Origin of the sequence: Pseudomonas sp. NPDC087185, from assembly GCF_044744955.1 — a bacterium.
Classification (GTDB): Bacteria; Pseudomonadota; Gammaproteobacteria; order Pseudomonadales; family Pseudomonadaceae; genus Aquipseudomonas.
On record NZ_JBIUZK010000003.1, the window covers coordinates 290,980 to 312,332 of the forward strand.

Below are 21,353 nucleotides of genomic sequence, written 5' to 3' on the forward strand. Positions count from 1 at the left end.
TCCTTTCGGTTAGCGGCGGGCGAAGCGTGCTAGCTGCGCCTCGTTCAAGGTCAGGCCAAGGCCGGGGGTGCGCGGTACGTGCAGCTGGAAGTCGTGGTACTGCGGCGGCTCGTTGACGATCTCTTCGGTCAGTAGCAGCGGGCCAAACAGCTCGGTACCCCAGGTCAGCTGGCGCAGGGTAAGGAAGGCATGGGCCGAGGCCAGGGTGCCGATCGTGCCTTCGAGCATGGTCCCGCCGTACAAGGCGATGCCTGCAGCCTCGGCAATCTGCGCGGTACGCAGCACGGCACGCGGGCCGCCGTTCTTGGCGATCTTCAGGGCAAAGATGCTGGCGGCACCGTCCGCGGCCAGGCTGAAGGCATCCTCGACACTTTCGATGGACTCGTCGGCCATGATCGGTGCCGGGCTGCGCTGGTTAAGGCGCACCTGACCGCCACGGTTGATGCGCGAGATCGGCTGCTCGATCAGGTCGATGCCGTTGTCGCCCAGCACCTGGCAGGCGCGGATGGCCTGGGATTCGTCCCAGTACTGGTTGACGTCGACGCGCACGCTGGCGCGCTCACCCAGCGCGCGCTTGATCGCCACCACGTGGTTCAGGTCCTGCTGCAGCGGGTGGGCACCGATCTTTAGCTTGAACACCCGGTGGCGGCGGATCTCCAGCATGTGCTCGGCCTCGGCGATGTCGCGGGCGGTGTCACCGCTGGCCAGGGTCCAGGCCACTTCCAGGCTGTCGCGCACGCGCCCGCCGAGCAGCTCGCTGACCGGCAGGCCCAGGCGCTTGCCCTGGGCATCGAGCAAAGCGCTCTCGATGCCGGACTTGGCAAAGGTGTTGCCCTTGGCCAGTTTGTCGAGTTTGAGCATGGCGGCATTGATGTTGCCTGCCGGCAGGCCGATCAGTGCCGGTGCCAGGTGCGCGTCGATATTGGCCTTGATGCCCTCAGGGCTTTCGTAGCCGTAAGCCAGGCCGCCAATGGTGGTGGCCTCGCCGATGCCTTCGACGCCATCGCTACAACGCAGGCGCAGCACCACCAGCGTTTGCTGCTGCATCGTGTGCATGGCCAGCTTGTGCGGGCGGATGGTCGGCAGGTCGACGATCAATGCCTCCAGCCGTTCAATGGTCGGGCTTGTCATGCAAGAGCTCCAGTTCAGTCAGTAGGAAGGTCAGGCCGTCGCCGCCAGGGCGTGACGCCGGCCGCTGGCCAGGTGCACGGCCATGGCCAGCGCGGCAATCGCGCCGGGGATGGCGAAGGCGATGAAATTGAGTTGCAGCGGCAGGTTGATGCCCATCAGCGCGCCGCCCAGCAGCGGCCCGACGATGGCGCCATTGCGGCCAATGCCCGAGGCCCAGCCAAGGCCGGTGGAGCGCACCGACAGGCCGTACAGCTGGGCAGCGCCGGCATACAGCAGGATCTGCGTGCCGATGGTGGTGGCGCCGGCAATGAAGATCAGCAGGTACAGCAACGGCATCGGGCTGTTGACGCCGAGCAGGCTGATCGACAGCGCCGCCGCCAGGAAGAACGCCACCTTGACCTTGACCAGGTTGTAGCGGTCACCCAGCCAGCCACCGAGGATCGCCCCGGCCATGCCGCCAAAGTTCAGCGCCAGCAGGAACGACAGGCTCGAACCCAGGCTGTAGCCGGCGTTGGCCATCAGTTTCGGCAGCCAACTGCTGAGCGCGTACACCATCAACAGGCAGCAGAAAAACGCCAGCCACAGGGCCAGGGTGCGGGTGGCCAGGCCGTTGCGGAACAGGTCCATCAACGAGCCGCCCTTGCCTTTGCGGTCGCTCGCCTGCAACTGATCGTCAGGCTGCACATCGCAATGCGGGTCGAGACGGCTAAGCAGCGTACGCGCCTCATCAATACGCCCCTGGCGCACCAGGAAGCCGATGGATTCGGGCAGGTAGCAGAGAATCACCGGCAACAGCAGCAGCGGCACGGCGGCCGCGAAGAACATCGACTCCCAGCCAAAGCGCGGCAGCATGAAGATGCCCACACCCGCTGACAGCATGCCGCCCAGCGAATAGCCACTGAACATGATCGCCACCAGCGTGCTGCGCAGGCGCTTGGGTGCGTACTCGTTCATCAGCGCCACGGCATTGGGCATCAGCCCGCCGCAGCCAAGGCCGGCGATGAAGCGGTAGATGCCGAACTCACTCGGGCTGCTGGCAAAGCCGTTGAGGATGGTCGCCCCCGAAAACAATGCGAAACAGATGGCGATACCTTTCTTGCGCCCGATGCGGTCGGCCAGGCTGCCGAAAGCCAACGCTCCGAACATCATGCCGAACAGCGCGTAGCTGCCCAGGGCGCCGGCCTGCAAGGGCGTCAAGCCCCACTCTTTCATGATCACCGGCAAGACCACACCGTAGATGAACAGGTCATAGCCGTCGAAGATCAGCAGTAGGCCGCACAAGGCCATGACCCGCCAATGGAAGGCGGTGAAACGGGCGTTGTCGATGATCGGGTGCACGTCAAGGGTTCGCATGGCATCTGTCTCTCTTGTTGTTCTTGTGGAGGAAAACTGCCCGGGGAGGTGCTCAGCCGAGGTCACCGCCGCCAACCGGCAGGGTCACGCCGGTGATGTACGAGGCCTCGTCGGAGGCCAGGAAGAGGATTGCGCCGACCTGCTCGTCGATGCTGCCGTAGCGGTGCATCAGGCTGCTGTCGAGTGTCTGGTCGACGATCTGCTGGTACCAGCGCTTGTCCTGCTCGCTTTGCTCGGCTTCGTTGCGGGGGACGCGCCGGGGCGGTGCTTCGGTGCCACCGGGCGCGGTAGCGTTGACGCGGATGCCACGGCCGGCGGTTTCGAAGGCCAGGCAGGCGGTCAGCGCATTGACCCCGCCCTTGGCGGCACCGTAAGGCACCCGGTTGACGCCACGGGTGGCGATTGACGAGACGTTGACGATGGCGCCGCTGCCGCGTTCGAGCATGTACGGCAGCGCCGCGTGGCAGCACCACAGGGTGGGGAACAACGAGCGGCGCACTTCAGCCTCGATCTGCGCCACTTCATAGTGTTCGAACGGCTTGGCCCAAATGGTGCCGCCGACGTTGTTGACCAGAATGTCGAGACGGCCGAAGGTTTCTACTGCAGTGGCCATGACGCGGGCGCAGTCGGTGTGCTGCTCGAGGTCGGCAATGAGGGTCAGCATGCCCTCCCCAGCCAGTTCGTGAACCAGCTCGGAGCGGTCCACCGCCACCACCTGCGCGCCTTCGGCCTTGAGCCGCCAGCACACGCCCCGGCCGATGCCTTGGGCGGCACCGGTGACCAGGGCGACTTTGCCTTGGAATCTGTTGTTCATCATTGTCCCTCCATTACCCGCCATCCCTGTGGGAGCGGGCTTGCCCGCGAAGAGGCCCGAGCAGTCACCCGCGTTGCCCCTGCTGGCCTATTCGCGGGCAAGCCCGCTCCCACAGTGGGCGGCGGCGTTTTCGAAATAAAAGGAGGCCACCCTCACCCGCACGATGCGGGCGGCCCCAAGGCAACTCAGGCCGCCGCGGCGAACTTTTCGTAGTAGAAATTGGCCGGGGTGATGCCCTGCTCGCGGATGTACTGGCTGACCGCCTCGACCATCGGTGGTGGCCCGCACAGGTACACATCCACATCCCCGTCATTGAGGTGGCGAGGTTCTATGTGCTGGGTCACGTAGCCCTTCTGCGGGTACTGGCTGTCGGGGTTGGCGACGCAGGCGCTGAAGGTGAAGTTGGGGATGCGCGTAGCCAGGGCCTGCAGGCGGTCCAGTTCGACCAGGTCGAAATCGTTGGTCACGCCGTAGATCAGGTGCAGCGGGTGCTCGCTGCCCTGCTCGGCGACCTTTTCCAGCATCGCGGTGAAGGGTGCCAGGCCGGTGCCGCCAGCCAGCAACAACAGGGGGCGCTGGATCGGCCGCAGGTAGAAGCTGCCCAAGGGGCCTGCCAGGCTCATGTTGTCGCCGGCCTTGGCCAGGCTGGTGAGAAAGCTGCTCATCAGCCCGCCCGGCACGTTGCGGATCAGGAAGCTGACCTCGCCATCCTTCTGCAGCGAGCTGAAGGAGTAGGCGCGGCTCTGGTCGCTGCCCGGCACGCTGAGGTTGACGTACTGCCCCGGCAGGAAGGCCAGGCGGCTCAGTGACTCGCCCTTGATCGACAAGGCGATGGTGCTGGCCGACAACTGGCGCACATCGCTGATAGCGGCCTGGAAGCTGGCCTGTTCGGTCTTGCACACTTGCGAAGATGCCGGGATGCGCACCACGCAGTCGCTTTCGGCGCGCATCTGGCAGGTCAGCACGTAGCCCTCGGCGATTTCGTCGTCGCTCAAGGCGTCTTCGATGAAGTTGTCGCCCAGGTCGTAACGGCCGGACTCGGCCTTGCACTTGCAGGTGCCGCAGGCGCCGTCGCGGCAGTCCAGCGGGATATTGATGCCTTGGCGGTAGGCGGCGTCGGCCACGGTTTCATGGCCGCTGGCCTCGATGAAGCGGGTGACCCCGTCTTCGAAATTAAGCGCGATCTGGAAGCTCATGTTGCACCTCGCAGGCGAACCTGGCCGCGGCGCGCCATGGGGCACACCGGGCAGTTCGCGTTACCTCGGATCAGATGTGGTAGATGTCGATGACCTGACGCACGTAGTCGTTTTTCAGCACCACCTTCTTGGCCTTGATCAGCGGTTGTTCGCCGCGCAGGTCGAGGGTGTAGAAACTGCTGCCGAAGTAACTGTCGGTGGTCTTGTAGCGAAAGCTCAGCGTGTGCCAGTTGAAGCGCACCTGGCAGTAGCCCTCGCCCTGCTCGACAACCTCGATGTTGCTGAGGTTGTGCGAGGTACGGGTGTCCGGCACGGTCGCGCTGGAGCGCTCGGTCTTGATGCGGAACACCCGGTCCTCCAGGCCACCACGGTTGCCGTACCAGATCAGCGAAATCTCGCTTTGTGGGTCTTCGGTAAGGCGGTCGTCGTCATCCCACGCGGGCATCCAGAAGGTCACGTCGCTGGCGTACAGCTCCAGCCACTGGTCCCACTGGGCGTCGTCCAAGTAGCGCGCTTCGCGGTAGAGGAAGTCGCGCACGGTGTCATGCAGGCTCATTGCACGGCCTCCACGGGGATCAGTTGCTGTTCTTCCCTGAGGGCCTGGATCATGGTGTCCTGCCAATACTTGTGCTGCAGCACGAACAGGCCTTCATCTTCGGTGCGCACGCCAGAGAGCAGCGGTTGAAGCTCAATCTCCCTGGCCGCCTCATCAGCGCCTTCGACCCAATGTTTCGCGCCGCGGGACATGTCGTTCCAGCCCGTACCACCGCCGTAGCCGGTCTGGCACGAGCGGAACTCTTCCAAGTCGTCCGGGGTGGCCATGCCGCTGACATTGAAGAAGTCTTCGTACTGACGGATACGCTTGGCGCGGGCATCAGCGCTCTCGCCTTTGGGCGCAATGCAGTAGATGGTGATTTCGGTCTTGTTCACCGAGATCGGCCGGGCAACGCGGATCTGCGAGCTGAATTGGTCCATCAGGTACACGTTCGGGTACAGGCACAGGTTTCGCGAGTTCTCGATCATCCAGTCGGCGCGCGCCTGGCCAAAGTCGGCGGCCAACTGGTCGCGGCGCTCGTAGGCCGGGCGGTCTTCGGGGTTGGCCCAGCGGGTCCACAGCAGCAGGTGGCCGTGGTCGAAGGAGTAGAAGCCACCGCCCTGCTTGGCCCAGGAGCCGGCGCTCATGGTCTTGATTTCGTCACCCGACTCGCGCTGTTTGCGCTGGTTCTGAGTGGCGGCGTAGTTCCAGTGCACGGAGCTTACGTGGTAACCATCGGCACCGTTTTCGGCGGTGAGTTTCCAGTTACCTTCGTAGATGTACGAGCTGGCACCGCGCAGCACTTCCAGGCCTTGGGGCGACTGGTCGACGATCATGTCGATGATCTTGGCCGACTCGCCCAGGTGCTCGACCAGCGGCTTGACGTCGGCGTTGAGGCTGCCGAACAAAAAGCCCCGATACGACTCGAAGCGGGCGACCTTGGTCAGGTCGTGGGAGCCGTCGCAGTTGAAGCTGTCGGGGTAGCCGGCGTTGCTTGGGTCCTTGACCTTGAGCAGCTTGCCGCTGTTGTTGAAGGTCCAGCCATGGAACGGGCAGGTGTAGCTGGAACGGTTGCCGCGCTTGTGCCGGCAGAGCATGGCGCCGCGATGGCTGCAGGCATTGAGGAAGGCATTGAGTTCACCGTCCTTGTTGCGCGCGATGAACACCGGCTGGCGCCCCATGGTCAGGGTGAGGAAGTCGTTTTTTTCGGGGATCTGGCTTTCGTGGGCCAGGTAGATCCAGTTGCCCTCGAAGATGTGCTTCATCTCCAGGTCGAACAGCCGTGGGTCGGTGAACATCTCGCGCTTGCAGCGGTAGATGCCCTGTTCACGGTCGTCCTCGAGCATGGCATTGAGGTAGTCGAATCCCAGGGACATGGCCAGGGTCTCCATTGTTATTGTTCAGACCGGGTCAGGTTAGGGGTTGCACCACACCGGCAATATCCGCCTGCTGCACAGCGCTATCCACTTCGTGCAGAAATCGGCGCGATAGCATTTATTCATTGAACGGCGCGTACCACCTGAAGTAAGCTCGGGCTCATTCACTGGAGAGCAACATGCCGAAACACACCCGCAACCACGCCAACCACACCGGTCGCACCCTGCGCCCTGTGCTGGCCGTTGCCGGCTGCAAGGCTGCTGCGCGCTTTTATTTTGGGTATTGGTTTAGCCACTAGGCGCCGATACCCACACGGCGCCCACCTTCGAGGGGCCGCCGAACATGAGAACACTCAAACCCCCGGTCGGCTCCCCGACCGGGGGTTTTGCTTTTCAGGCCTTTTGAACATTACCGAATCACGTTGAGGACACTTTCATGAACTACGCCACTTATTACTACGCAAGCACCTACGCCTGGCGATTTAGCCAATCCCGTTCGGGCCAGCCTGCCGCCTCCGATCGGTCCATCAGTGGTGGCAATGCTGCAGCCAATTTGAATTCAACGATCAGTCGAACACCTCGATAGGGGCCGACCGCGCGGGCCAGAACCCGCCGTCCGCCCAGGGAATCCACGCCATGCCAGCTTCTAACCTCGCTCTGCCCCTGACCCAGCCGCACGCTGCCAACACCACCGTCAGCCGCCGCCTACCCAGCCCGCACCTGCTCAAGCAGCAGATGCCGCTCAGCCTCGAACACGCCCAGCAGGTCCAGGCCCAGCGCCAGGCCATCCGCGCCATCCTCGAAGGCCGCGACCCACGCCTGCTGGTGGTCGTCGGCCCCTGCTCGATCCACGACCCGCGCTCGGCCCTGGAATACGCCGACCGCCTGGCCGCCCTCAGCCGCGAAGTCGATGACAAGCTGCTGCTGGTGATGCGCGCCTACGTGGAGAAACCGCGCACCACGGTGGGCTGGAAAGGCCTGGCCTACGACCCGCACCTCGATGGCAGCGACGACATGCATGCCGGCATCGCCCTGTCCCGTGGCTTGATGCTGAACATGATCGAGCGCGGCCTGCCGATCGCCACCGAACTGCTGCAGCCAATGGCCGCCGGCTACTTCGACGACCTGCTGGGCTGGGCCGCGATTGGCGCGCGCACCACTGAGTCACAGGTGCACCGCGAGATGGTCAGCGGCCTGGAGCTGCCGGTCGGCTTCAAGAACGGTACCGACGGTGGTGTGGCCATCGCCTGTGACGCCATGCGCAGCGCCGCCGCCGCGCACCGCCACTTCGGCATGGATGCGCAAGGCTACCCGGCGATCATCGAGACCCTGGGCAACCCGGACACCCACCTGGTATTGCGCGGCGGCCACGCAGGCCCGAACTACGATGCCACCAGCATCGCCCAGGCCCGCCAAGGGCTGGCCAAGGCTGGCCTGCAGGCGCGGATCATGGTCGATTGCAGCCATGCCAACAGCGGCAAGGACCCGGCGCGCCAGCCGGCAGTGTTCGAGGACGTGCTGGCCCAGCGCCTGGCCGGTGATAGCTCGATTGTCGGGGTGATGCTCGAAGGCCACCTGTTCGATGGCTGCCAGGCATTGGGCAAGGGCGCGCTGAAGTACGGCGTTTCGATTACCGATGGCTGCCTGGGCTGGGCGGCAACGCAAACCCTGCTGCGCGAGGCCGCGGCCCGTCTGTGAGCGCGCAAGGCAAGCCTGGCGAGACATGACCCAAGCAAGTGCGCTAGGCTTGCCCTTTTCACCCAAGGAGTAGTCCCCATGGCACGCGCCACCGCCCGCCACATCCTCGTCAGCAGCGAAGAAAAATGCAACGAGCTCAAAACCCAGATCGAAGCCGGTGCCGACTTCGCTGAAATTGCCAAAGCCAACTCCACCTGCCCGTCCAGCCGCCAAGGCGGTGACCTGGGCTCGTTCGGCCCAGGCCAGATGGTCAAGGAATTCGACACCGTGGTGTTCAGCGCCCCGATCAACACTGTGCAAGGCCCGGTGAAGACCCAGTTCGGGTACCACCTGCTGGAAGTGACCAGCCGTCAGGACTAAGCCAAGGTCCCCGGTAGTGTTACGCGTGGGAGCGGGCTTGCCCGCGAATGCAAGGGTGAATCCACCGACGCATTCGCGGGCAAGCCCGCTCCCACAGGTTTTTCTGGGGTTCGTGCTGTCATGCATGAGCCTTGCGGGCCTGGCTGCACCCACCCACGCCCTCACCGTCTACGGCGAAGCGCCCCGCTACGCTGAAAGCTTCCGCCACTTCGACTACGTCAACCCTGACGCCCCCAAGGGCGGCACCCTGCGCCGCTCGGCCACCGAGATCGGCCAGTTCGACCACATCCTGCCGTACATCGACAAAGGCACCGGTGTCAGCGAGGTCGATGGCTGGTTGTACGCCCCTCTTGCCGTGCGCTCGTTCGATGAACCCTACACCGTCTACGGCCTGATCGCCCGGCGCATGGAGCGCGGCCCGCAAGACGCCTGGCTGCGCTTCGACATTGACCCCAAGGCCACCTTCGCCGACGGCAAACCCGTGCGCGCCGAAGATGTGCGCTTCAGTTTCGAGAAGCTGATGAGCCAGGGCAGCCTCAAGTACCGCACGCTGTTCGCCGAGGTCGCCGGCGTTACCGTGGAGGGCCCGCACCACGTGCGCTTCGACTTCAAACAGCCGCACGGCCGCACCCTGCCTCTGGACCTCGCCAGCCTGCCGGTGTTGCCCGAACACGATTGGCAACACCGCGACTTTGCCAACGGCGCCGGCTTCGACACGCCGGTCGGCAGCGGCCCGTACCGTATCAGGCAGATCGACAACGGCCGCAGCATCACCTTTGAACGCGACCCGCACTGGTGGGCCAAGGACCTGCCGGTGAGCCGCGGGCGCTTCAACTTCGAGCGCATGCGCATCGAGTTCTTCGGCGACACCGAGGTGGCGCGCCAGGTGCTCAAAGGTGGCGGCTACGATTACAACCGCGAGTTTTCCGCCACCGCCTACACCCTCGGCTATAACGGCGCGCAACTGGACGACGGCCGCCTGCAGCGTGCCCACCTCGGCCCGGCCAAGCCGCAAACCGCCCAGGGCTTCGTGTTCAACCTCGACCGGCCACAGTTCCAGGACCGCCGCGTGCGCCAGGCTCTGGCGATGCTCTGGGACTTCGAATGGAGCAACCGGCAGATGATGCGCAATATGTACATCCGCCAGCAGAGCGTATTCTCCAACACGCCGCTGGCCGCGCGCGCGCTGCCGGATGCCAGCGAGCTGAAGCTGCTCGAACCGCTGCGCGGCAAGGTGCCCGATGAGGTATTCAGCCAAGTGTTCACGGCGCCGGTGACCGATGGATCGGGGATAATCCGCACGCAACAGCTGCAGGCATTGGCCTTGCTCGAACACGCGGGTTGGCACCCGCAGAACGATCGGCTGGTGAACGCTGCCGGTGAGCCGCTGACGTTCACTTTCCTCAACGGCCAGGCCGGCGTCGAGCGCCTGCTTCTGCCGTGGAAGCGCAACCTGGCACAGATCGGCATCACCCTGAACATTCGCAACGTCGACTCGGCCCAGTACATCAACCGCGTGATGGCCCGCGATTACGACATGATCGTCACCGGCTACACCACCACCCTTTCGCCTGGGGCCGAGCTGTACAACTACTTCGGGTCTGCGGCAGCCAACGATCCGGGCTCGAACAACCTGATGGTGCTCAAGGACCCGGCGGTGGACAGCCTGATCGACGGGCTGGTGCGCGCCGACACCCAGGCCGACATGCTGCGCCACGCCCACGCGCTGGACCGGGTGCTGCAGTGGAACTACTACTGGATCCCCAACTATTACCCGCCCGGCAGCTCGACGGTGTGGTGGAACCGCTTTGGCCTGCCCAAGGTGCAGGCCGCCTATGACGAAGGCCTGGACAGCTGGTGGGAAATCAGCCCCAGCGCGCTGACCAACGCACAGATGGCCGAGCGCCAGAAGGCCAAGCCATGACGTCCTATATTCTGCGGCGCTTGCTGCTGATCATCCCCACACTGCTGGCGATCCTGCTGGTCAACTTCGCCATCGTCCAGGCCGCGCCCGGTGGGCCGGTGGAACAAGCGGTGGCCAGGCTTCAGGGCATCGGCGGCGGCGCACCGGGCGGGCGAGCCGAGGTGATGCACGGCGAGTCCCGCGCCACCCGCGGCCTGGACCCGAAGCTGATCGAAGAGATCAAGCGCCAGTACGGTTTCGACAAGTCGGCACCCGAACGCCTGTGGCTGATGCTCGGCCAGTACGCGCGGCTGGACTTCGGCCAGAGCTTTTTCCGCGGCGCCAAGGTCACCGACCTGATCCTAGACAAGCTGCCGGTGACCTTGTCACTGGGCTTCTGGGCCACGCTGATCACCTACCTGGTGTCGATCCCGCTGGGCATCCGCAAGGCAGTGCGCCACGGCAGCCGCTTCGACGCCTGGAGCAGCGCGCTGATCGTGGTCGGCTATGCCCTGCCCTCGTTCCTGTTCGCGTTGTTGCTGATCGTGCTGTTCGCCGGCGGCACGTCGCTGAACTGGTTCCCGGTGCGCGGGCTGGTGTCGGACGACTTCGACCAGCTCAGCCTGCTGGGCAAGGTCGCCGACTATTTCTGGCACCTGGTGCTGCCGGTCGGTGCGCTGGTGATCGGCGGCTTCGCCACGCTGACCCTGCTGACCAAGAACGCCTTCCTCGATGAAATTTCCCGGCAGTACGTGGTCACCGCACGGGCCAAAGGCCTGAGCGAGCGCCGGGTGCTTTACGGGCACGTGCTGCGCAACGCCATGCTGCTGGTGCTGGCGGGGTTGCCTCAAGCGCTGATCACGGTGTTCTTCGCAGGCTCGTTGCTGATCGAGGTGATCTTCTCGCTTGATGGCCTGGGCCGCATGAGCTACGAGGCGGCGGTGTCGCGTGACTACCCGGTGGTGTTCGGCACGCTGTTCATCTTCACCCTGGCGGGCCTGCTGATCCGCCTGATCGGTGACCTCTCGTATACCTTGCTCGACCCCCGCATCGATTTCGACGCGAGGGCCCACTGATGCTCTCGCCCGTCTCGCGTCGCCGCCTGCAGCGTTTTCGCCGCAACCGCCTGGGTTGGGTGTCGCTGTGGCTGTTCGCCGGCCTGTTGCTGCTCAGCCTCGGCGCCGAACTGGTGGCCAATGACAAACCCCTGCTGCTGGGCTACAAGGGCGAGCTGTACGTACCGGCGCTTAAACGCTACAGCGAACAGCAGTTCGGCGGCCAGCTGCCGTTCCAGCCGGATTACCGCAGCGCCTATGTACGCCAACTGATCGAGGGCCAGGGCGGCTGGATGCTGTTCGCCCCCATCTCGTTCAGTGCCGATACCCCCAACTACGACTTGCAGGTGCCCACACCCAGCCCGCCGAGCAGCAGCAACTGGCTGGGCACCGACGACCAGGGCCGCGACGTGCTGGCGCGGGTGCTGTACGGCTCCCGGGTATCACTGCTGTTCGCCTTTGCCCTGACCGTGATCAGCGTGCTGATCGGCGTACTTGCCGGGGCCTTGCAGGGCTATCACGGTGGCTGGGTCGACCTGCTCGGGCAACGCGTGCTGGAGGTGTGGTCGGGGTTGCCGGTGCTGTATCTGTTGATCATTCTCAGCGGCTTCGTCGAGCCGGACTTCTGGTGGCTGCTGGGGATCATGGCGCTGTTTTCGTGGTTGGCGCTGGTCGATGTGGTACGCGCCGAATTTCTCCGGGGGCGCAACCTAGAGTACGTGAAGGCCGCCCGCGCCCTGGGTTTGCCGGACAGCCAGGTGATGTTCCGGCACATTTTGCCCAATGCGATGAACGCCACGCTGACCTATGTACCGTTCATGCTCACCGGGGCGATCACCACGCTGACCGCGCTGGACTTCCTGGGCTTCGGCATGCCGGCCGGCAGTGCTTCGCTGGGTGAACTGGTGACCCAGGGCAAGCAGCATCTGGAAGCACCGTGGCTGGGGTTCACGGCATTCTTCGCGCTGGCGGTGATCCTGTCGCTGCTGGTGTTTATCGGCGATGCCCTGCGTGAGGCGTTCGACCCACGGCGGTAGGTGCCTGCCCCCTCAGGGCCAACGTTGACTTCATCTTTTCGAGCATGACAAGGAGCATTTGCATGACCCTCAAAGGCAAGACTGCACTCGTCACCGGTTCCACCAGTGGTATTGGCCTGGGTGTCGCCCAGGTGCTGGCGCGCGCTGGCGCTAACATTCTGCTCAATGGTTTCGGCGACCCCACAGCGGCGCGGGCCGAGGTAGCGCGCCATGGCGTCAAGACCGCGCACCACCCCGCCGACCTGTCGGATGTGGCGCAGATCGAAGCGCTGTTCGCCTTCGCCGAAGGCGAGTTCGGCGGTGTCGATATCCTCGTCAACAACGCCGGCATCCAGCACGTCGCGCCCGTTGAACAGTTCCCTGTCGAAAGCTGGGACAAGATCATCGCGCTGAACCTGTCGGCGGTGTTCCATGGCACGCGCCTGGCCCTGCCGGGCATGCGCGCGCGCAACTGGGGGCGGATCATCAACATTGCCTCGGTGCACGGGCTGGTCGGCTCGACCGGCAAGGCGGCGTACGTGGCGGCCAAGCATGGCGTGGTCGGCCTGACCAAGGTGGTGGGGCTGGAAACCGCCAGCAGCAACGTCACCTGCAACGCCATCTGCCCAGGCTGGGTGCTGACCCCGCTGGTGCAGAAACAGATCGACGAGCGTGCCGCCAAGGGTGTCGACCCACAGCAGGCGCAGGCGGACCTGCTGGCAGAGAAGCAACCTTCATTGGCCTTCGTCACCCCTGAGCACCTGGGCGAGCTGGTACTATTCTTGTGCAGCGAGGCCGCAAGCCAGGTCCGCGGCGCCGCCTGGAACGTCGACGGTGGCTGGTTGGCCCAGTGAAGGGCGGCCTGGGCCTGGCGCTGGTCTTGCACCCGTCAATTGCAAGGAGGCCCTATGCGCCCAACCCCTCTGTCCGCGATCCTGGCCCTGACCCTGGCGGCCGCCGCCCCGGTGATGGCCGCCAGCCTCAAGGATGTCGCCCCCTACCCGGAAGCCGAAAAAGGCTTCACCCGGCAGGTCATCCACCTGCCAGCACAAACCGATGAATACGGGTACAAGCTTGAAATTCTTGCCGGCAAGACACTGCAAGTGGACTGCAACCGCCAGCGCCTGGGCGGCAGCCTGGAACAGCGCACCCTCGAAGGCTGGGGCTACAACTACTATCGCTTGGAAAAAGTCAGCGGCCCGGCCAGCACCTTGATGGCCTGCCCGGATGGCAAGAAGACCGAAGCCTTCGTGCCGGTGGTCGGTGAAGGCTTCATGCTGCGCTACAACAGCAAGCTGCCGGTGGTGGTGTATGTGCCGGAAGGTATCGAGGTGCGTTACCGCGTGTGGTCGGCGTCGAAGGACGTGCAGAAGGCTAAAGTGGAGTAAGTATCACCACGCCCCTGTAGAAGCGGCTTTAATGGCTTCTGCAGGGGGCCATTGAATCCCGGAGGTACGGCATGAACGATGTGCTCTGGCGCCCCTCCACGGCGCAGATCGAAGCCAGCCGGATGGACGCCTTCCGCCGCAGGGTCAACCTGCGCTACAACCTGCAGCTCAATGACTACGCGGCACTGCACCGCTGGAGCATCGAGCAGCGGCCGGCCTTCTGGCAAACCCTTGCCGACTACTTCCAGGTCCTATGGCACACTCCACCGGTTCAGGTACTCAGCGAGGGCACGCAGATGCCCGACGCCCGCTGGTTCAGCGGCGCCACGCTGAATTTCGCCGAACACCTGCTACGCCGCCGCGACGATCGCCCGGCCGTGGTATCGGTGCGTGAAGATGGCAGGCGCCGGTCGTTCAGCCATGCGCAACTGGCCGCCGAGGTGGCCGGGCTGCAGAAAGCCTTCAAAGCCGTCGGTATCGTGCCGGGTGACCGTATCGCCGCCGTCATGCCCAACTGCTGGGAAACCTTGGTAGCGATGCTGGCCTGCACCAGCCTCGGCGCGGTGTGGTCGACCTCCTCGCCTGAGTTCGGCCTGCACGGCATCATCGACCGTTTCGGCCAGATCGAACCGAAATTGCTGATCGTCTGCGCAGGTTACGCGTACGCCGGCAAGCCGATCGATCAGGTCGAAAAGATCAACCAGGTGTGCGCCCAGTTACCCACGCTTGAGCAACTGGTCGTGGTGCCCTATACCCGTGAGCAGACGCGTGCCGACGCATTCAGCGCCGCCGAGGTCAGCCTGTGGGACGACTTCTACCAGGCGGGTGGTGAACCCAGTTTCACCCCGCTGCCATTCGATCACCCGCTGTATATCCTCTATTCCAGCGGCACCACCGGTGTGCCGAAGTGCATCGTCCACCGCGCCGGTGGGGTGCTGCTGCAACACCTCAAGGAACACGGCCTGCACAACGACCTCAAGGCCGATGACGTGCTGTTCTACTACACCACCTGCGGCTGGATGATGTGGAACTGGCTGGCCAGCGGCCTGGCGGCTGGCGCCACGCTGGTACTGTACGACGGCTCGCCCTTCCACCCCGGGCCCGAGCGCCTGCTCGACCTGATCGATGCCGAGCGCATCCAGGCCTTCGGCACCAGTGCCAAGTACCTGGCGGCGCTTGAGCAGGAAGGCCTGGTGCCGGCCCGCAGCCATCGCCTGGACAGCCTGCGGCTGATCCTCTCAACCGGCTCCCCACTGTCGCCGCACAGCTACGACTACGTATACGGCAAGATCAAGGCGGACGTATGCCTGGCATCGATGTCCGGCGGTACCGATATCGTGTCCTGCTTCGTACTGGGCAACCCGACCCTGCCGGTACGCCGCGGCGAAATCGCCTGCAAGGGCCTGGGCATGGCAGTGGAAGTCTGGAACGAGTATGGCCAGCCGGTAACGGGTGAAAAAGGCGAGCTGGTGTGCACCCGCCACTTCCCGTCGATGCCCTTGGGCTTTTGGAACGACGCCGATGGCAGCCGCTACCACGATGCCTATTTCAGCCAATTTCCAGGCACCTGGGCACAAGGTGACTATGCCGAACAAGGCGTCACCGGCGGCATGGTGATTCACGGCCGCTCCGATGCCGTGCTCAACCCGGGCGGCGTGCGCATCGGCACCGCAGAAATCTACCGCCAGGTGGAAAAGGTCGAGCAGGTGCTGGAAAGCGTCGCCATCGGCCAGGACTGGCAAGGCGATGTGCGGGTGGTGCTGTTCGTACGCCTGCGAGATAACCTTGAGCTCGATGAGGCTTTGCGCCAGCGCATCCGCCAGGTGATCCGCCAGTACGCCACACCACGCCATGTGCCTGCGGTGATCGCCCAGGTCAGCGACATGCCGCGCACCATCAGCGGCAAGCTGGTGGAACTGGCGATCCGCAACGTGGTGCACGGGCTGCCGGTGAAAAATACCGACGCCTTGGCCAACCCTGAGGCGCTCGAGCAATTTCGCGACCGCGCGGAGCTGCGCGATCAGGCATAATGGCGCCCTTTTTTTTACCCCGAAACACAGGTGTCCGATGAAAGCTCAAGCCCGCCACATCCTGGTCAAGACCGCTGACGAAGCCGAAAAGCTCAAGCAGCGCATCGCCAACGGCGAGGCTTTCGACGTGCTGGCCAAGAAGTTTTCCACCTGCCCTTCGGGCAAGCGCGGTGGCGACCTGGGCGAGGTACGCCCAGGCCAAATGGTGGGTGCAATCGACCAGGTGATCTTCAAGAAGCCCCTGCGTGTGGTACACGGCCCGATCAAGAGCAAGTTCGGTTATCACCTGGTGCAGACGTTCTACCGCGACTGAGCCCCCGCAGGGGCTAGCGCCGCGCCGCCAGCAATCCAAGGCCGGCGCAGCCCAGCAGGGTGGCACTGACCCGGTTGAACAGACGGCGTGGCCCCGGCTGGCTGAACCAACGCTGCAGGTAGGCGCCCAACCCTGCGTAGATGGCAATCGCCGCCCACTCCAGCAACAGGAACAGCAGGCCCAGCCAGAGGAACTGCTCGCTGACCGGCGTGGCGCTGCCAACCGAAACGAACTGTGGCAGGAAGGCCGTGAAGATCAGGATCGCCTTCGGGTTGCCCGCCGCCACCCAGAACTCCTGGCGCGCCAGGCGCCAGCTGCCACGGGGCTGATCGTTCGTCATCAGCGCCTCGCCCACCGGTGCGCGCCACAGCTGCCAGGCGATGTAGAACAGGTAGGCGGCGCCGACCACCTTGATCACCAGAAACAGGTATTCGCTGGTGTGCAGCACCACCGCCAGGCCCATGGCCGCCAGGCCGATCATGCCGCTGAAGGCGACGATGCGCCCGCCACCGGCCACGCACGCGGTACGCAGGCCGTAGCGGCTGGCATTGTGCAGCGACAGCAGGTTGTTCGGCCCCGGCGCCATGTTCAGGGCGAAGCAGGCAGGGATGAATAGCAGCAGGCTCGACAGGTCCATTTTGTTCTCCTGGAAATCTGCCGCTAATGTCGGTGCCTGAGCGGTGGGCGGTCAAGGTACAGCCATTGGCAAAAACTGTACGACCGTGCCCGCGGCGCTGCTAAGCTGCCGAGCTGACCGAGGATTCCTGCATGCCCCGTACCCGCTCCTTGCTCTGGCGTGACCCGGCCCTGCCCTGGGTGGAAAGCCGCCGCGCCTGCCACAGCCGTGCCTGCTACAAGGCCCACAGCCATCCGACGTTTTCGATCGGTGCCGTGGACGCGGGCTTCAGCCACTTCAGCGGCGCAGCCGATGGGCAGCAGCGCCTGACACCCGGCACCCTGGTGCTGGTGCCCGCACAGCGGGTCCACGCGTGCAACCCCGAGCCCGGCCAGGCATGGAGCTACCAGATGCTGCACGTGGCGGCCGACTGGCTGGCGCAACTGCGCCTGGAGTCGGGGCTGCGCGCGGCCGAGCCTGGGGCGCCAGCGCGTATCAGCCGGCAACCCGCGCTGTATCGCGCGTTCTGCGCGTTGAACGAATTGCTGTTTTCAGGCGCGGGCGTTACCGAGAAGGAAGCCGCACTGATCGCCTTCATGGGCGATCATGATTTTTCCGAGCATCCGCCGCTGGCGCCTGCACCTGCGCCCAGGCTGGCCTTGCCGGCCCTGCGTGGTTTGATCGCGCGCATCGAAGCCGACGACCCGGCACCGTTGAGCCTGGAGGCGCTGGCGCGGCAAGCAGGCCTTGGCCGTTACCAGTTGATTCGGGCCTTCCGCGCCGCCACCGGGCTGACGCCGCATGCCTACCTGATCAACGCCCGGGTCAACCGTGGCCGGCAGCTGCTGCGCGACGGCCAGGCGCTGGCCGAGGTGGCCTACCGCTTGGGGTTCGCCGATCAAAGCCATTTTCAGCGAGTGTTCAAGGCGCATGTGGGTGTAACGCCCGGGCAGTATCGATAGGCCTCGGCGGCCTGCAATATTCTTCAATACCCGTGCCCGACCTGCCTCCACACTGCGGCTTTCCATTCTGAGAAAACCGCCCCATGGAGCAGTTCCTGATCGTCGCCCTCGCCCACTTTCTCGCCCTGCTCTCGCCTGGGCCGGACTTTTTCCTGGTCGCCCGGGCTTCGGTCAATGCCGGTTGGCGGGTCGCCAGCGGTGCCTGCCTGGGCATTGCCCTGGCCAATGGCGTGTTCATCGGCGTGGCCTTTGCTGGCCTGGCGGTGCTGCGCGAGGGCAGCGCGCTGTTCATCACCCTGCAACTGGCCGGTGCGGGTTATCTGCTGTATATCGGCGTGCTGTTCCTGCGCCATGCCGGGCAATCCGAGCTGGCAGCTGTCGGCACGCGAGCGGCAGCTGACGGTTGGTGGCGGGGGCTGGGCATGGGCGTTGTATCCGGCATACTCAACCCCAAGAACGCGCTGTTCTATGCCAGCCTCGCCAGCATGGTCGCCAGCAGCAGCCCAGGCTGGAAGTGGGCCTATGGCACGTGGATGTTCAGCATCGTGCTGCTGTGGGACCTGTTGGTGGCCATGGCCGTCGGCAATCAACGCCTGTTGCGGCGCTTCTCGCATGCCCTGCCCTGGCTGGAGCGGGCCTCGGGGATCATGCTGGTGGTGCTGGCCGGGGTGCTGCTGGTTCACCTGGCGCAGGGCTGAGCAATTGCAGGGTGCTCAGGTCCATCAGGCTGAAATGGCCATTGGCCCAACCGCCGGTGTCCAGGTGCCAGACGTTGCCCAACCGTTTGGCCTGCAGCACCGGGGTATGCCCGACCAACATGGCCCGCACGCCTTCGACGGCTGCGGTATCACCGTCTTTCAGGCGCTGTCGCGACCATTGGCAGACCTCGCGCACCTGTGCGTCATCGTCGAACAGCAAGCTGTCGCGCAGGATGGCCCAGTCATTGAATGGGCTATCGGCATGCAACAGGCCGATCAACCCGTCGCGCGTCGGCACTTCCATGGCAATCGGCAACCGCAGGAATTGTTCGACAAAGAGCGCCTGTACGTCCTTCGGCAGGTCGATGAACCAGCCACCCCCCGCTGCCCGGTACATGTCCAGGTCGAGCCATCCGCCATTGAAGTGGGTGATGGCCAATGACTCATGGTTGCCCTGCACAGCGTGAAACCAGGGTTTGTCGAGCCACGCCAGGGCTTGTTCGCTGTGCGGGCCGCGGTCGACCAGGTCGCCGACGCTGAACAGCCGATCGAGCTCGGGGTTGAAGCCCACCGCACCCAGGCACTGCTCAAGGCGCCGAAAATGCCCGTGAATATCGCCAACGGCCAAGTCACGCCCCTGGCTGTTGGTGGCTACCCGCCGAAACCGGCTCATTACAATGTTCCTCTGCTGCCGCACCCTGGCAGGCGTAAAATGGACGAACACGCAGCACGCCCTGGAGGTGCATCATGCGTACCGCTCTCGTCTGCGCCGTGCTCATGGCGCTGTCAACCAACAGCATGGCACAAGCCACCCCACCTGCGCAGGTCGAGGTGCGCTTCGACCATCCCGAAAAATTCCGCGACGCCAGCCTGGACAGCCCAGGCTACGAACGCGGGGCCGACGAATACGTCATGAAAACCCTCACCCAATACCTGCAGAAGCTTGGCCAACGCTACCTGCAGCCAGGCCAGCAACTGGTCATCGACATCCGTGACATCGACCTGGCCGGCCGTTTCGAACCTTGGCACAGCCGGGCCTACGATGTGCGCTTCATGCGCGAGATTACCTGGCCGACCATCGACCTGAGCTACACCCTGAGCCAGCCCGGCATGCCCAGCCAGCAGGCCAAGGAACGGGTAAGCGACAAGATGTACCTCAGCCGCCCGGGCCGCGCGGCCAGCAGCAGTGACCGCCTGTATGCGGAAAAGGCCATGTTGAACGAGTGGTTCCGCCAACGTTTCGCGCCGCACCCCGCATCCTGAAATACCCTTCACTGGAACAAGCGATCGCGCCGGTAGTATGCTCGGCCCTTCGACCTGCACCAAGGAAGGTATTCAATCCATGAAACTGTGCGCCGTACAACTGGCATCACGCAAAGGCGACTTGCAGGGCAACCTCAACCGGCACCTGCACTGCATCGAGCAGGCTGCGGCGCTGGGCGCTGAACTGGTGGTGTTCCCCGAGCTGTCACTGACCGGCTATGAGCCCACTCTTGCCCAGCAACTGGCCTTACCTGTTTCCTGCGCCCACCTTGAGCCACTGCAGGCAATCTGTGATCGACTGAATATTTGCATGGCTGTGGGCCTGCCGCTGAGCACGGCGGATGGCATCCAGATCGGCATGCCCATTCTGCGCCCAGGCCATGCGCGCCTGGCGTATGCCAAACAGCGCCTGCACGACGATGAGCTGGCGTTTTTCAAAGCCGGTGGCCAACCACTGATTTTTACGGTTGGGCAACTGCAGGTGGCACCCGCTATCTGTTATGAATCAATGTTCATTGAACATGCCGAGCAGGCGCGCTCAATGGGCGCGCAACTGTACCTGGTGAGCGTTGCGAAAACCGCCAAGGGCATCCGCGAAGGCCATGAACACTACCCGGAGGTGGCGCGTACCCTGGGCATCCCCCTGTTGATGGCCAACTGCGTAGGCCCAGCCGACAACTTCATCGGTGCCGGCGGCTCGGCGGCCTGGGATAGCCAAGGCAATCTGCTGGCGGTTCTGGACGACCGACATGAAGGCATGATCGTGCTGGACACCGTTACCTGCAGCGCCATTGGCGTGCCGCTGGATGCGCTTGCCGGATGAAATACCTGCTTTTGATCCTGGCCAGTTTTGCCAGTACCTATTACCTGGTGGGGCTGTTGATTCAGGGCCAATTGGCCGACATCGCCGAGGGGTTGCGCCACCGCCCAGACGCGCCATCGCCCGGGCAATACCTGCGGGAAGTGCGGCCGCATGCGCGGCGGGCGCATCGGCACTACACGCTGATGGCGGGGGCGGTGCTGGCAGTGGTGCTCTGCCTGCTGGCGTTCTGGTTCAGCTGAACATGCAGCCTTGGCTAAAAATCCAGAGCCAGGCTCTGACGCCCTTCAAGCGCCAAGAGGTACTGCTTGGCCGGCAACCCACCAGCAAAGCCGGTCAAACCACCAGACGCACCAATCACCCGGTGGCACGGGGCGATGATCGAGATCGGATTACGCCCATTGGCCGCGCCTACCGCCCGCACCGCACTGGGGTTGCCGATCTGCCGGGCGATATCGCTGTAGCTGCGGGTCTCGCCAAAAGGAATGGTCAACAAGGCCGCCCACACCTGCCGCTGGAACTCGGTGCCGACAAAGTCCAGTGCCAGTTCGAAGCACTGGCGTTTGCCGGCAAAGTACTCACCCAACTGGCACGCAGTTTCACGCAGGATCGGCAGGTGATCATCCCGGTGCAGCTCGCCCAGACGTACGCGGTTTTCCCGCTCTTCTTCCCACAACACGGCGGCCAGGCACCCGCCACGGGCGACCAGGGTCAAAGTACCGACCGGGGATTGCATGAGGGTGAAGGCGCTGGACATGAGAGGCACTCACTGCGTGGCAAAGTCCGCGCACTCTAACGCTGCCCCCAGGCCAACGCACCCGCTTTC

At 64.4% G+C, this 21,353-nt stretch carries 23 protein-coding genes; 14 read left to right on the top strand and 9 right to left on the bottom strand.

Annotated features, from left to right (window positions below):
- Positions 1-9: 9 nt before the first annotated feature.
- The 6 genes from ACIPIJ_RS11575 to benA all read right to left on the bottom strand — a co-directional run bounded on the left by ACIPIJ_RS11575 (position 10) and on the right by benA (position 6,405).
- A complete protein-coding gene (locus ACIPIJ_RS11575) occupies positions 10-1,131 on the bottom strand; it encodes a muconate cycloisomerase family protein (RefSeq protein WP_401076463.1) in 1,122 nt (373 codons plus the stop codon).
- Between the two features lie 30 nt (positions 1,132-1,161).
- The gene (locus tag ACIPIJ_RS11580; protein WP_401076466.1) at positions 1,162-2,484 is read right to left on the bottom strand and encodes an MFS transporter; all 1,323 of its coding nucleotides are present in this window, start codon (positions 2,482-2,484) and stop codon (positions 1,162-1,164) included.
- A gap of 52 nt (positions 2,485-2,536) precedes the next feature.
- A complete protein-coding gene (locus ACIPIJ_RS11585; protein ID WP_401076469.1) occupies positions 2,537-3,298 on the bottom strand; it encodes a 1,6-dihydroxycyclohexa-2,4-diene-1-carboxylate dehydrogenase in 762 nt (253 codons plus the stop codon).
- A gap of 185 nt (positions 3,299-3,483) precedes the next feature.
- Positions 3,484-4,494, bottom strand: coding sequence for a benzoate 1,2-dioxygenase electron transfer component BenC (gene benC / locus ACIPIJ_RS11590; RefSeq protein ID WP_401076472.1), 1,011 nt, complete (start codon positions 4,492-4,494; stop codon positions 3,484-3,486).
- A gap of 70 nt (positions 4,495-4,564) precedes the next feature.
- A complete protein-coding gene (gene benB, locus ACIPIJ_RS11595) occupies positions 4,565-5,050 on the bottom strand; it encodes a benzoate 1,2-dioxygenase small subunit (RefSeq protein ID WP_401076475.1) in 486 nt (161 codons plus the stop codon).
- On the bottom strand, positions 5,047-6,405 hold the full coding sequence (gene benA / locus ACIPIJ_RS11600) for a benzoate 1,2-dioxygenase large subunit (RefSeq protein WP_401076478.1): 1,359 nt from the start codon (positions 6,403-6,405) through the stop codon (positions 5,047-5,049). Before benA ends, benB begins: the two co-directional genes overlap by 4 nt.
- A gap of 636 nt (positions 6,406-7,041) precedes the next feature.
- Between benA and ACIPIJ_RS11605 the strand changes: the two genes are divergently transcribed.
- The 9 genes from ACIPIJ_RS11605 to ACIPIJ_RS11645 all read left to right on the top strand — a co-directional run bounded on the left by ACIPIJ_RS11605 (position 7,042) and on the right by ACIPIJ_RS11645 (position 16,168).
- Positions 7,042-8,103: a 3-deoxy-7-phosphoheptulonate synthase gene (locus tag ACIPIJ_RS11605; protein ID WP_401076480.1), complete on the top strand. Its 1,062-nt coding sequence runs from the start codon at positions 7,042-7,044 to the stop codon at positions 8,101-8,103.
- Between the two features lie 78 nt (positions 8,104-8,181).
- Positions 8,182-8,463, top strand: coding sequence for a peptidylprolyl isomerase (locus tag ACIPIJ_RS11610; protein WP_401076482.1), 282 nt, complete (start codon positions 8,182-8,184; stop codon positions 8,461-8,463).
- Positions 8,464-8,587: 124 nt separating this feature from the next.
- Complete coding sequence (locus ACIPIJ_RS11615) at positions 8,588-10,387, top strand: extracellular solute-binding protein (protein WP_401076485.1); 1,800 nt, start codon at positions 8,588-8,590, stop codon at positions 10,385-10,387.
- Entirely contained in the window at positions 10,384-11,442 is a 1,059-nt protein-coding gene (locus tag ACIPIJ_RS11620; protein ID WP_401076488.1) for a microcin C ABC transporter permease YejB, read from the top strand. The genes ACIPIJ_RS11615 and ACIPIJ_RS11620 overlap by 4 nt, the downstream gene beginning before the upstream one ends.
- Positions 11,442-12,458, top strand: a complete 1,017-nt coding sequence (locus ACIPIJ_RS11625; protein ID WP_401076491.1) for an ABC transporter permease — start codon at positions 11,442-11,444, stop codon at positions 12,456-12,458. Before ACIPIJ_RS11620 ends, ACIPIJ_RS11625 begins: the two co-directional genes overlap by 1 nt.
- A gap of 62 nt (positions 12,459-12,520) precedes the next feature.
- The gene (hbdH, locus tag ACIPIJ_RS11630) at positions 12,521-13,291 is read left to right on the top strand and encodes a 3-hydroxybutyrate dehydrogenase (RefSeq protein WP_401076494.1); all 771 of its coding nucleotides are present in this window, start codon (positions 12,521-12,523) and stop codon (positions 13,289-13,291) included.
- Between the two features lie 54 nt (positions 13,292-13,345).
- Positions 13,346-13,825: a serine protease inhibitor ecotin gene (gene eco / locus ACIPIJ_RS11635; RefSeq protein WP_401076497.1), complete on the top strand. Its 480-nt coding sequence runs from the start codon at positions 13,346-13,348 to the stop codon at positions 13,823-13,825.
- A 71-nt stretch (positions 13,826-13,896) separates the two neighbouring features.
- Entirely contained in the window at positions 13,897-15,855 is a 1,959-nt protein-coding gene (locus ACIPIJ_RS11640; protein ID WP_401076500.1) for an acetoacetate--CoA ligase, read from the top strand.
- Positions 15,856-15,892: 37 nt separating this feature from the next.
- A complete protein-coding gene (locus tag ACIPIJ_RS11645; protein WP_009686637.1) occupies positions 15,893-16,168 on the top strand; it encodes a peptidylprolyl isomerase in 276 nt (91 codons plus the stop codon).
- 13 nt (positions 16,169-16,181) lie between these two features.
- Here ACIPIJ_RS11645 and ACIPIJ_RS11650 read toward each other — a convergent pair whose 3' ends face one another.
- Positions 16,182-16,805, bottom strand: a complete 624-nt coding sequence (locus ACIPIJ_RS11650; RefSeq protein WP_401076502.1) for a LysE family translocator — start codon at positions 16,803-16,805, stop codon at positions 16,182-16,184.
- Between the two features lie 131 nt (positions 16,806-16,936).
- Here ACIPIJ_RS11650 and ACIPIJ_RS11655 point away from each other — a divergent pair, with 131 nt between their 5' ends.
- Both ACIPIJ_RS11655 and ACIPIJ_RS11660 read left to right on the top strand, forming a co-directional pair.
- On the top strand, positions 16,937-17,746 hold the full coding sequence (locus tag ACIPIJ_RS11655; protein WP_401076505.1) for an AraC family transcriptional regulator: 810 nt from the start codon (positions 16,937-16,939) through the stop codon (positions 17,744-17,746).
- 83 nt (positions 17,747-17,829) lie between these two features.
- Positions 17,830-18,444, top strand: a complete 615-nt coding sequence (locus ACIPIJ_RS11660; protein WP_401076507.1) for a LysE family translocator — start codon at positions 17,830-17,832, stop codon at positions 18,442-18,444.
- Here the strand turns inward: ACIPIJ_RS11660 and ACIPIJ_RS11665 are convergent.
- Positions 18,392-19,117, bottom strand: a complete 726-nt coding sequence (locus ACIPIJ_RS11665) for a metallophosphoesterase (protein ID WP_401076509.1) — start codon at positions 19,115-19,117, stop codon at positions 18,392-18,394. The two genes, ACIPIJ_RS11660 and ACIPIJ_RS11665, sit on opposite strands and share 53 nt — an antisense overlap.
- Positions 19,118-19,191: 74 nt before the next feature.
- Here ACIPIJ_RS11665 and ACIPIJ_RS11670 point away from each other — a divergent pair, with 74 nt between their 5' ends.
- From ACIPIJ_RS11670 to ACIPIJ_RS11680, 3 genes are all read left to right on the top strand, one after another.
- On the top strand, positions 19,192-19,707 hold the full coding sequence (locus ACIPIJ_RS11670; protein ID WP_401076512.1) for a DUF3016 domain-containing protein: 516 nt from the start codon (positions 19,192-19,194) through the stop codon (positions 19,705-19,707).
- A gap of 79 nt (positions 19,708-19,786) precedes the next feature.
- Positions 19,787-20,530 carry a carbon-nitrogen hydrolase family protein gene (locus ACIPIJ_RS11675; RefSeq protein ID WP_401076514.1) on the top strand — a complete coding sequence of 248 codons (744 nt, stop codon included), beginning with the start codon at positions 19,787-19,789 and terminating at the stop codon, positions 20,528-20,530.
- Positions 20,527-20,769, top strand: a complete 243-nt coding sequence (locus ACIPIJ_RS11680) for a hypothetical protein (protein WP_401076516.1) — start codon at positions 20,527-20,529, stop codon at positions 20,767-20,769. Before ACIPIJ_RS11675 ends, ACIPIJ_RS11680 begins: the two co-directional genes overlap by 4 nt.
- A gap of 14 nt (positions 20,770-20,783) precedes the next feature.
- Here ACIPIJ_RS11680 and ACIPIJ_RS11685 read toward each other — a convergent pair whose 3' ends face one another.
- Positions 20,784-21,284 (bottom strand): methylated-DNA--[protein]-cysteine S-methyltransferase, encoded by a 501-nt coding sequence (locus tag ACIPIJ_RS11685; protein ID WP_401076519.1) that lies wholly within the window; start codon positions 21,282-21,284, stop codon positions 20,784-20,786.
- Between the last annotated feature and the right edge of the window lie 69 nt (positions 21,285-21,353).

What these genes read in the sequence shown, in the direction of transcription:
- benA (WP_401076478.1), bottom strand. Translation starts at nt 6,405, where the DNA reads ATGTCCCTGGGATTCGACTACCTCAATGCCATGCTCGAGGACGACCGT.
- ACIPIJ_RS11655 (WP_401076505.1), top strand. Translation starts at nt 16,937, where the DNA reads ATGCCCCGTACCCGCTCCTTGCTCTGGCGTGACCCGGCCCTGCCCTGG.
- ACIPIJ_RS11675 (WP_401076514.1), top strand. Translation starts at nt 19,787, where the DNA reads ATGAAACTGTGCGCCGTACAACTGGCATCACGCAAAGGCGACTTGCAG.
- ACIPIJ_RS11645 (WP_009686637.1), top strand. Translation starts at nt 15,893, where the DNA reads ATGAAAGCTCAAGCCCGCCACATCCTGGTCAAGACCGCTGACGAAGCC.
- ACIPIJ_RS11660 (WP_401076507.1), top strand. Translation starts at nt 17,830, where the DNA reads ATGGAGCAGTTCCTGATCGTCGCCCTCGCCCACTTTCTCGCCCTGCTC.
- benC (WP_401076472.1), bottom strand. Translation starts at nt 4,494, where the DNA reads ATGAGCTTCCAGATCGCGCTTAATTTCGAAGACGGGGTCACCCGCTTC.
- ACIPIJ_RS11665 (WP_401076509.1), bottom strand. Translation starts at nt 19,117, where the DNA reads ATGAGCCGGTTTCGGCGGGTAGCCACCAACAGCCAGGGGCGTGACTTG.
- ACIPIJ_RS11620 (WP_401076488.1), top strand. Translation starts at nt 10,384, where the DNA reads ATGACGTCCTATATTCTGCGGCGCTTGCTGCTGATCATCCCCACACTG.
- ACIPIJ_RS11605 (WP_401076480.1), top strand. Translation starts at nt 7,042, where the DNA reads ATGCCAGCTTCTAACCTCGCTCTGCCCCTGACCCAGCCGCACGCTGCC.
- ACIPIJ_RS11680 (WP_401076516.1), top strand. Translation starts at nt 20,527, where the DNA reads ATGAAATACCTGCTTTTGATCCTGGCCAGTTTTGCCAGTACCTATTAC.
- ACIPIJ_RS11610 (WP_401076482.1), top strand. Translation starts at nt 8,182, where the DNA reads ATGGCACGCGCCACCGCCCGCCACATCCTCGTCAGCAGCGAAGAAAAA.
- ACIPIJ_RS11670 (WP_401076512.1), top strand. Translation starts at nt 19,192, where the DNA reads ATGCGTACCGCTCTCGTCTGCGCCGTGCTCATGGCGCTGTCAACCAAC.
- ACIPIJ_RS11615 (WP_401076485.1), top strand. Translation starts at nt 8,588, where the DNA reads ATGAGCCTTGCGGGCCTGGCTGCACCCACCCACGCCCTCACCGTCTAC.
- hbdH (WP_401076494.1), top strand. Translation starts at nt 12,521, where the DNA reads ATGACCCTCAAAGGCAAGACTGCACTCGTCACCGGTTCCACCAGTGGT.
- ACIPIJ_RS11640 (WP_401076500.1), top strand. Translation starts at nt 13,897, where the DNA reads ATGAACGATGTGCTCTGGCGCCCCTCCACGGCGCAGATCGAAGCCAGC.
- benB (WP_401076475.1), bottom strand. Translation starts at nt 5,050, where the DNA reads ATGAGCCTGCATGACACCGTGCGCGACTTCCTCTACCGCGAAGCGCGC.
- ACIPIJ_RS11685 (WP_401076519.1), bottom strand. Translation starts at nt 21,284, where the DNA reads ATGTCCAGCGCCTTCACCCTCATGCAATCCCCGGTCGGTACTTTGACC.
- ACIPIJ_RS11650 (WP_401076502.1), bottom strand. Translation starts at nt 16,805, where the DNA reads ATGGACCTGTCGAGCCTGCTGCTATTCATCCCTGCCTGCTTCGCCCTG.
- ACIPIJ_RS11625 (WP_401076491.1), top strand. Translation starts at nt 11,442, where the DNA reads ATGCTCTCGCCCGTCTCGCGTCGCCGCCTGCAGCGTTTTCGCCGCAAC.
- eco (WP_401076497.1), top strand. Translation starts at nt 13,346, where the DNA reads ATGCGCCCAACCCCTCTGTCCGCGATCCTGGCCCTGACCCTGGCGGCC.
- ACIPIJ_RS11585 (WP_401076469.1), bottom strand. Translation starts at nt 3,298, where the DNA reads ATGAACAACAGATTCCAAGGCAAAGTCGCCCTGGTCACCGGTGCCGCC.
- ACIPIJ_RS11575 (WP_401076463.1), bottom strand. Translation starts at nt 1,131, where the DNA reads ATGACAAGCCCGACCATTGAACGGCTGGAGGCATTGATCGTCGACCTG.
- ACIPIJ_RS11580 (WP_401076466.1), bottom strand. Translation starts at nt 2,484, where the DNA reads ATGCGAACCCTTGACGTGCACCCGATCATCGACAACGCCCGTTTCACC.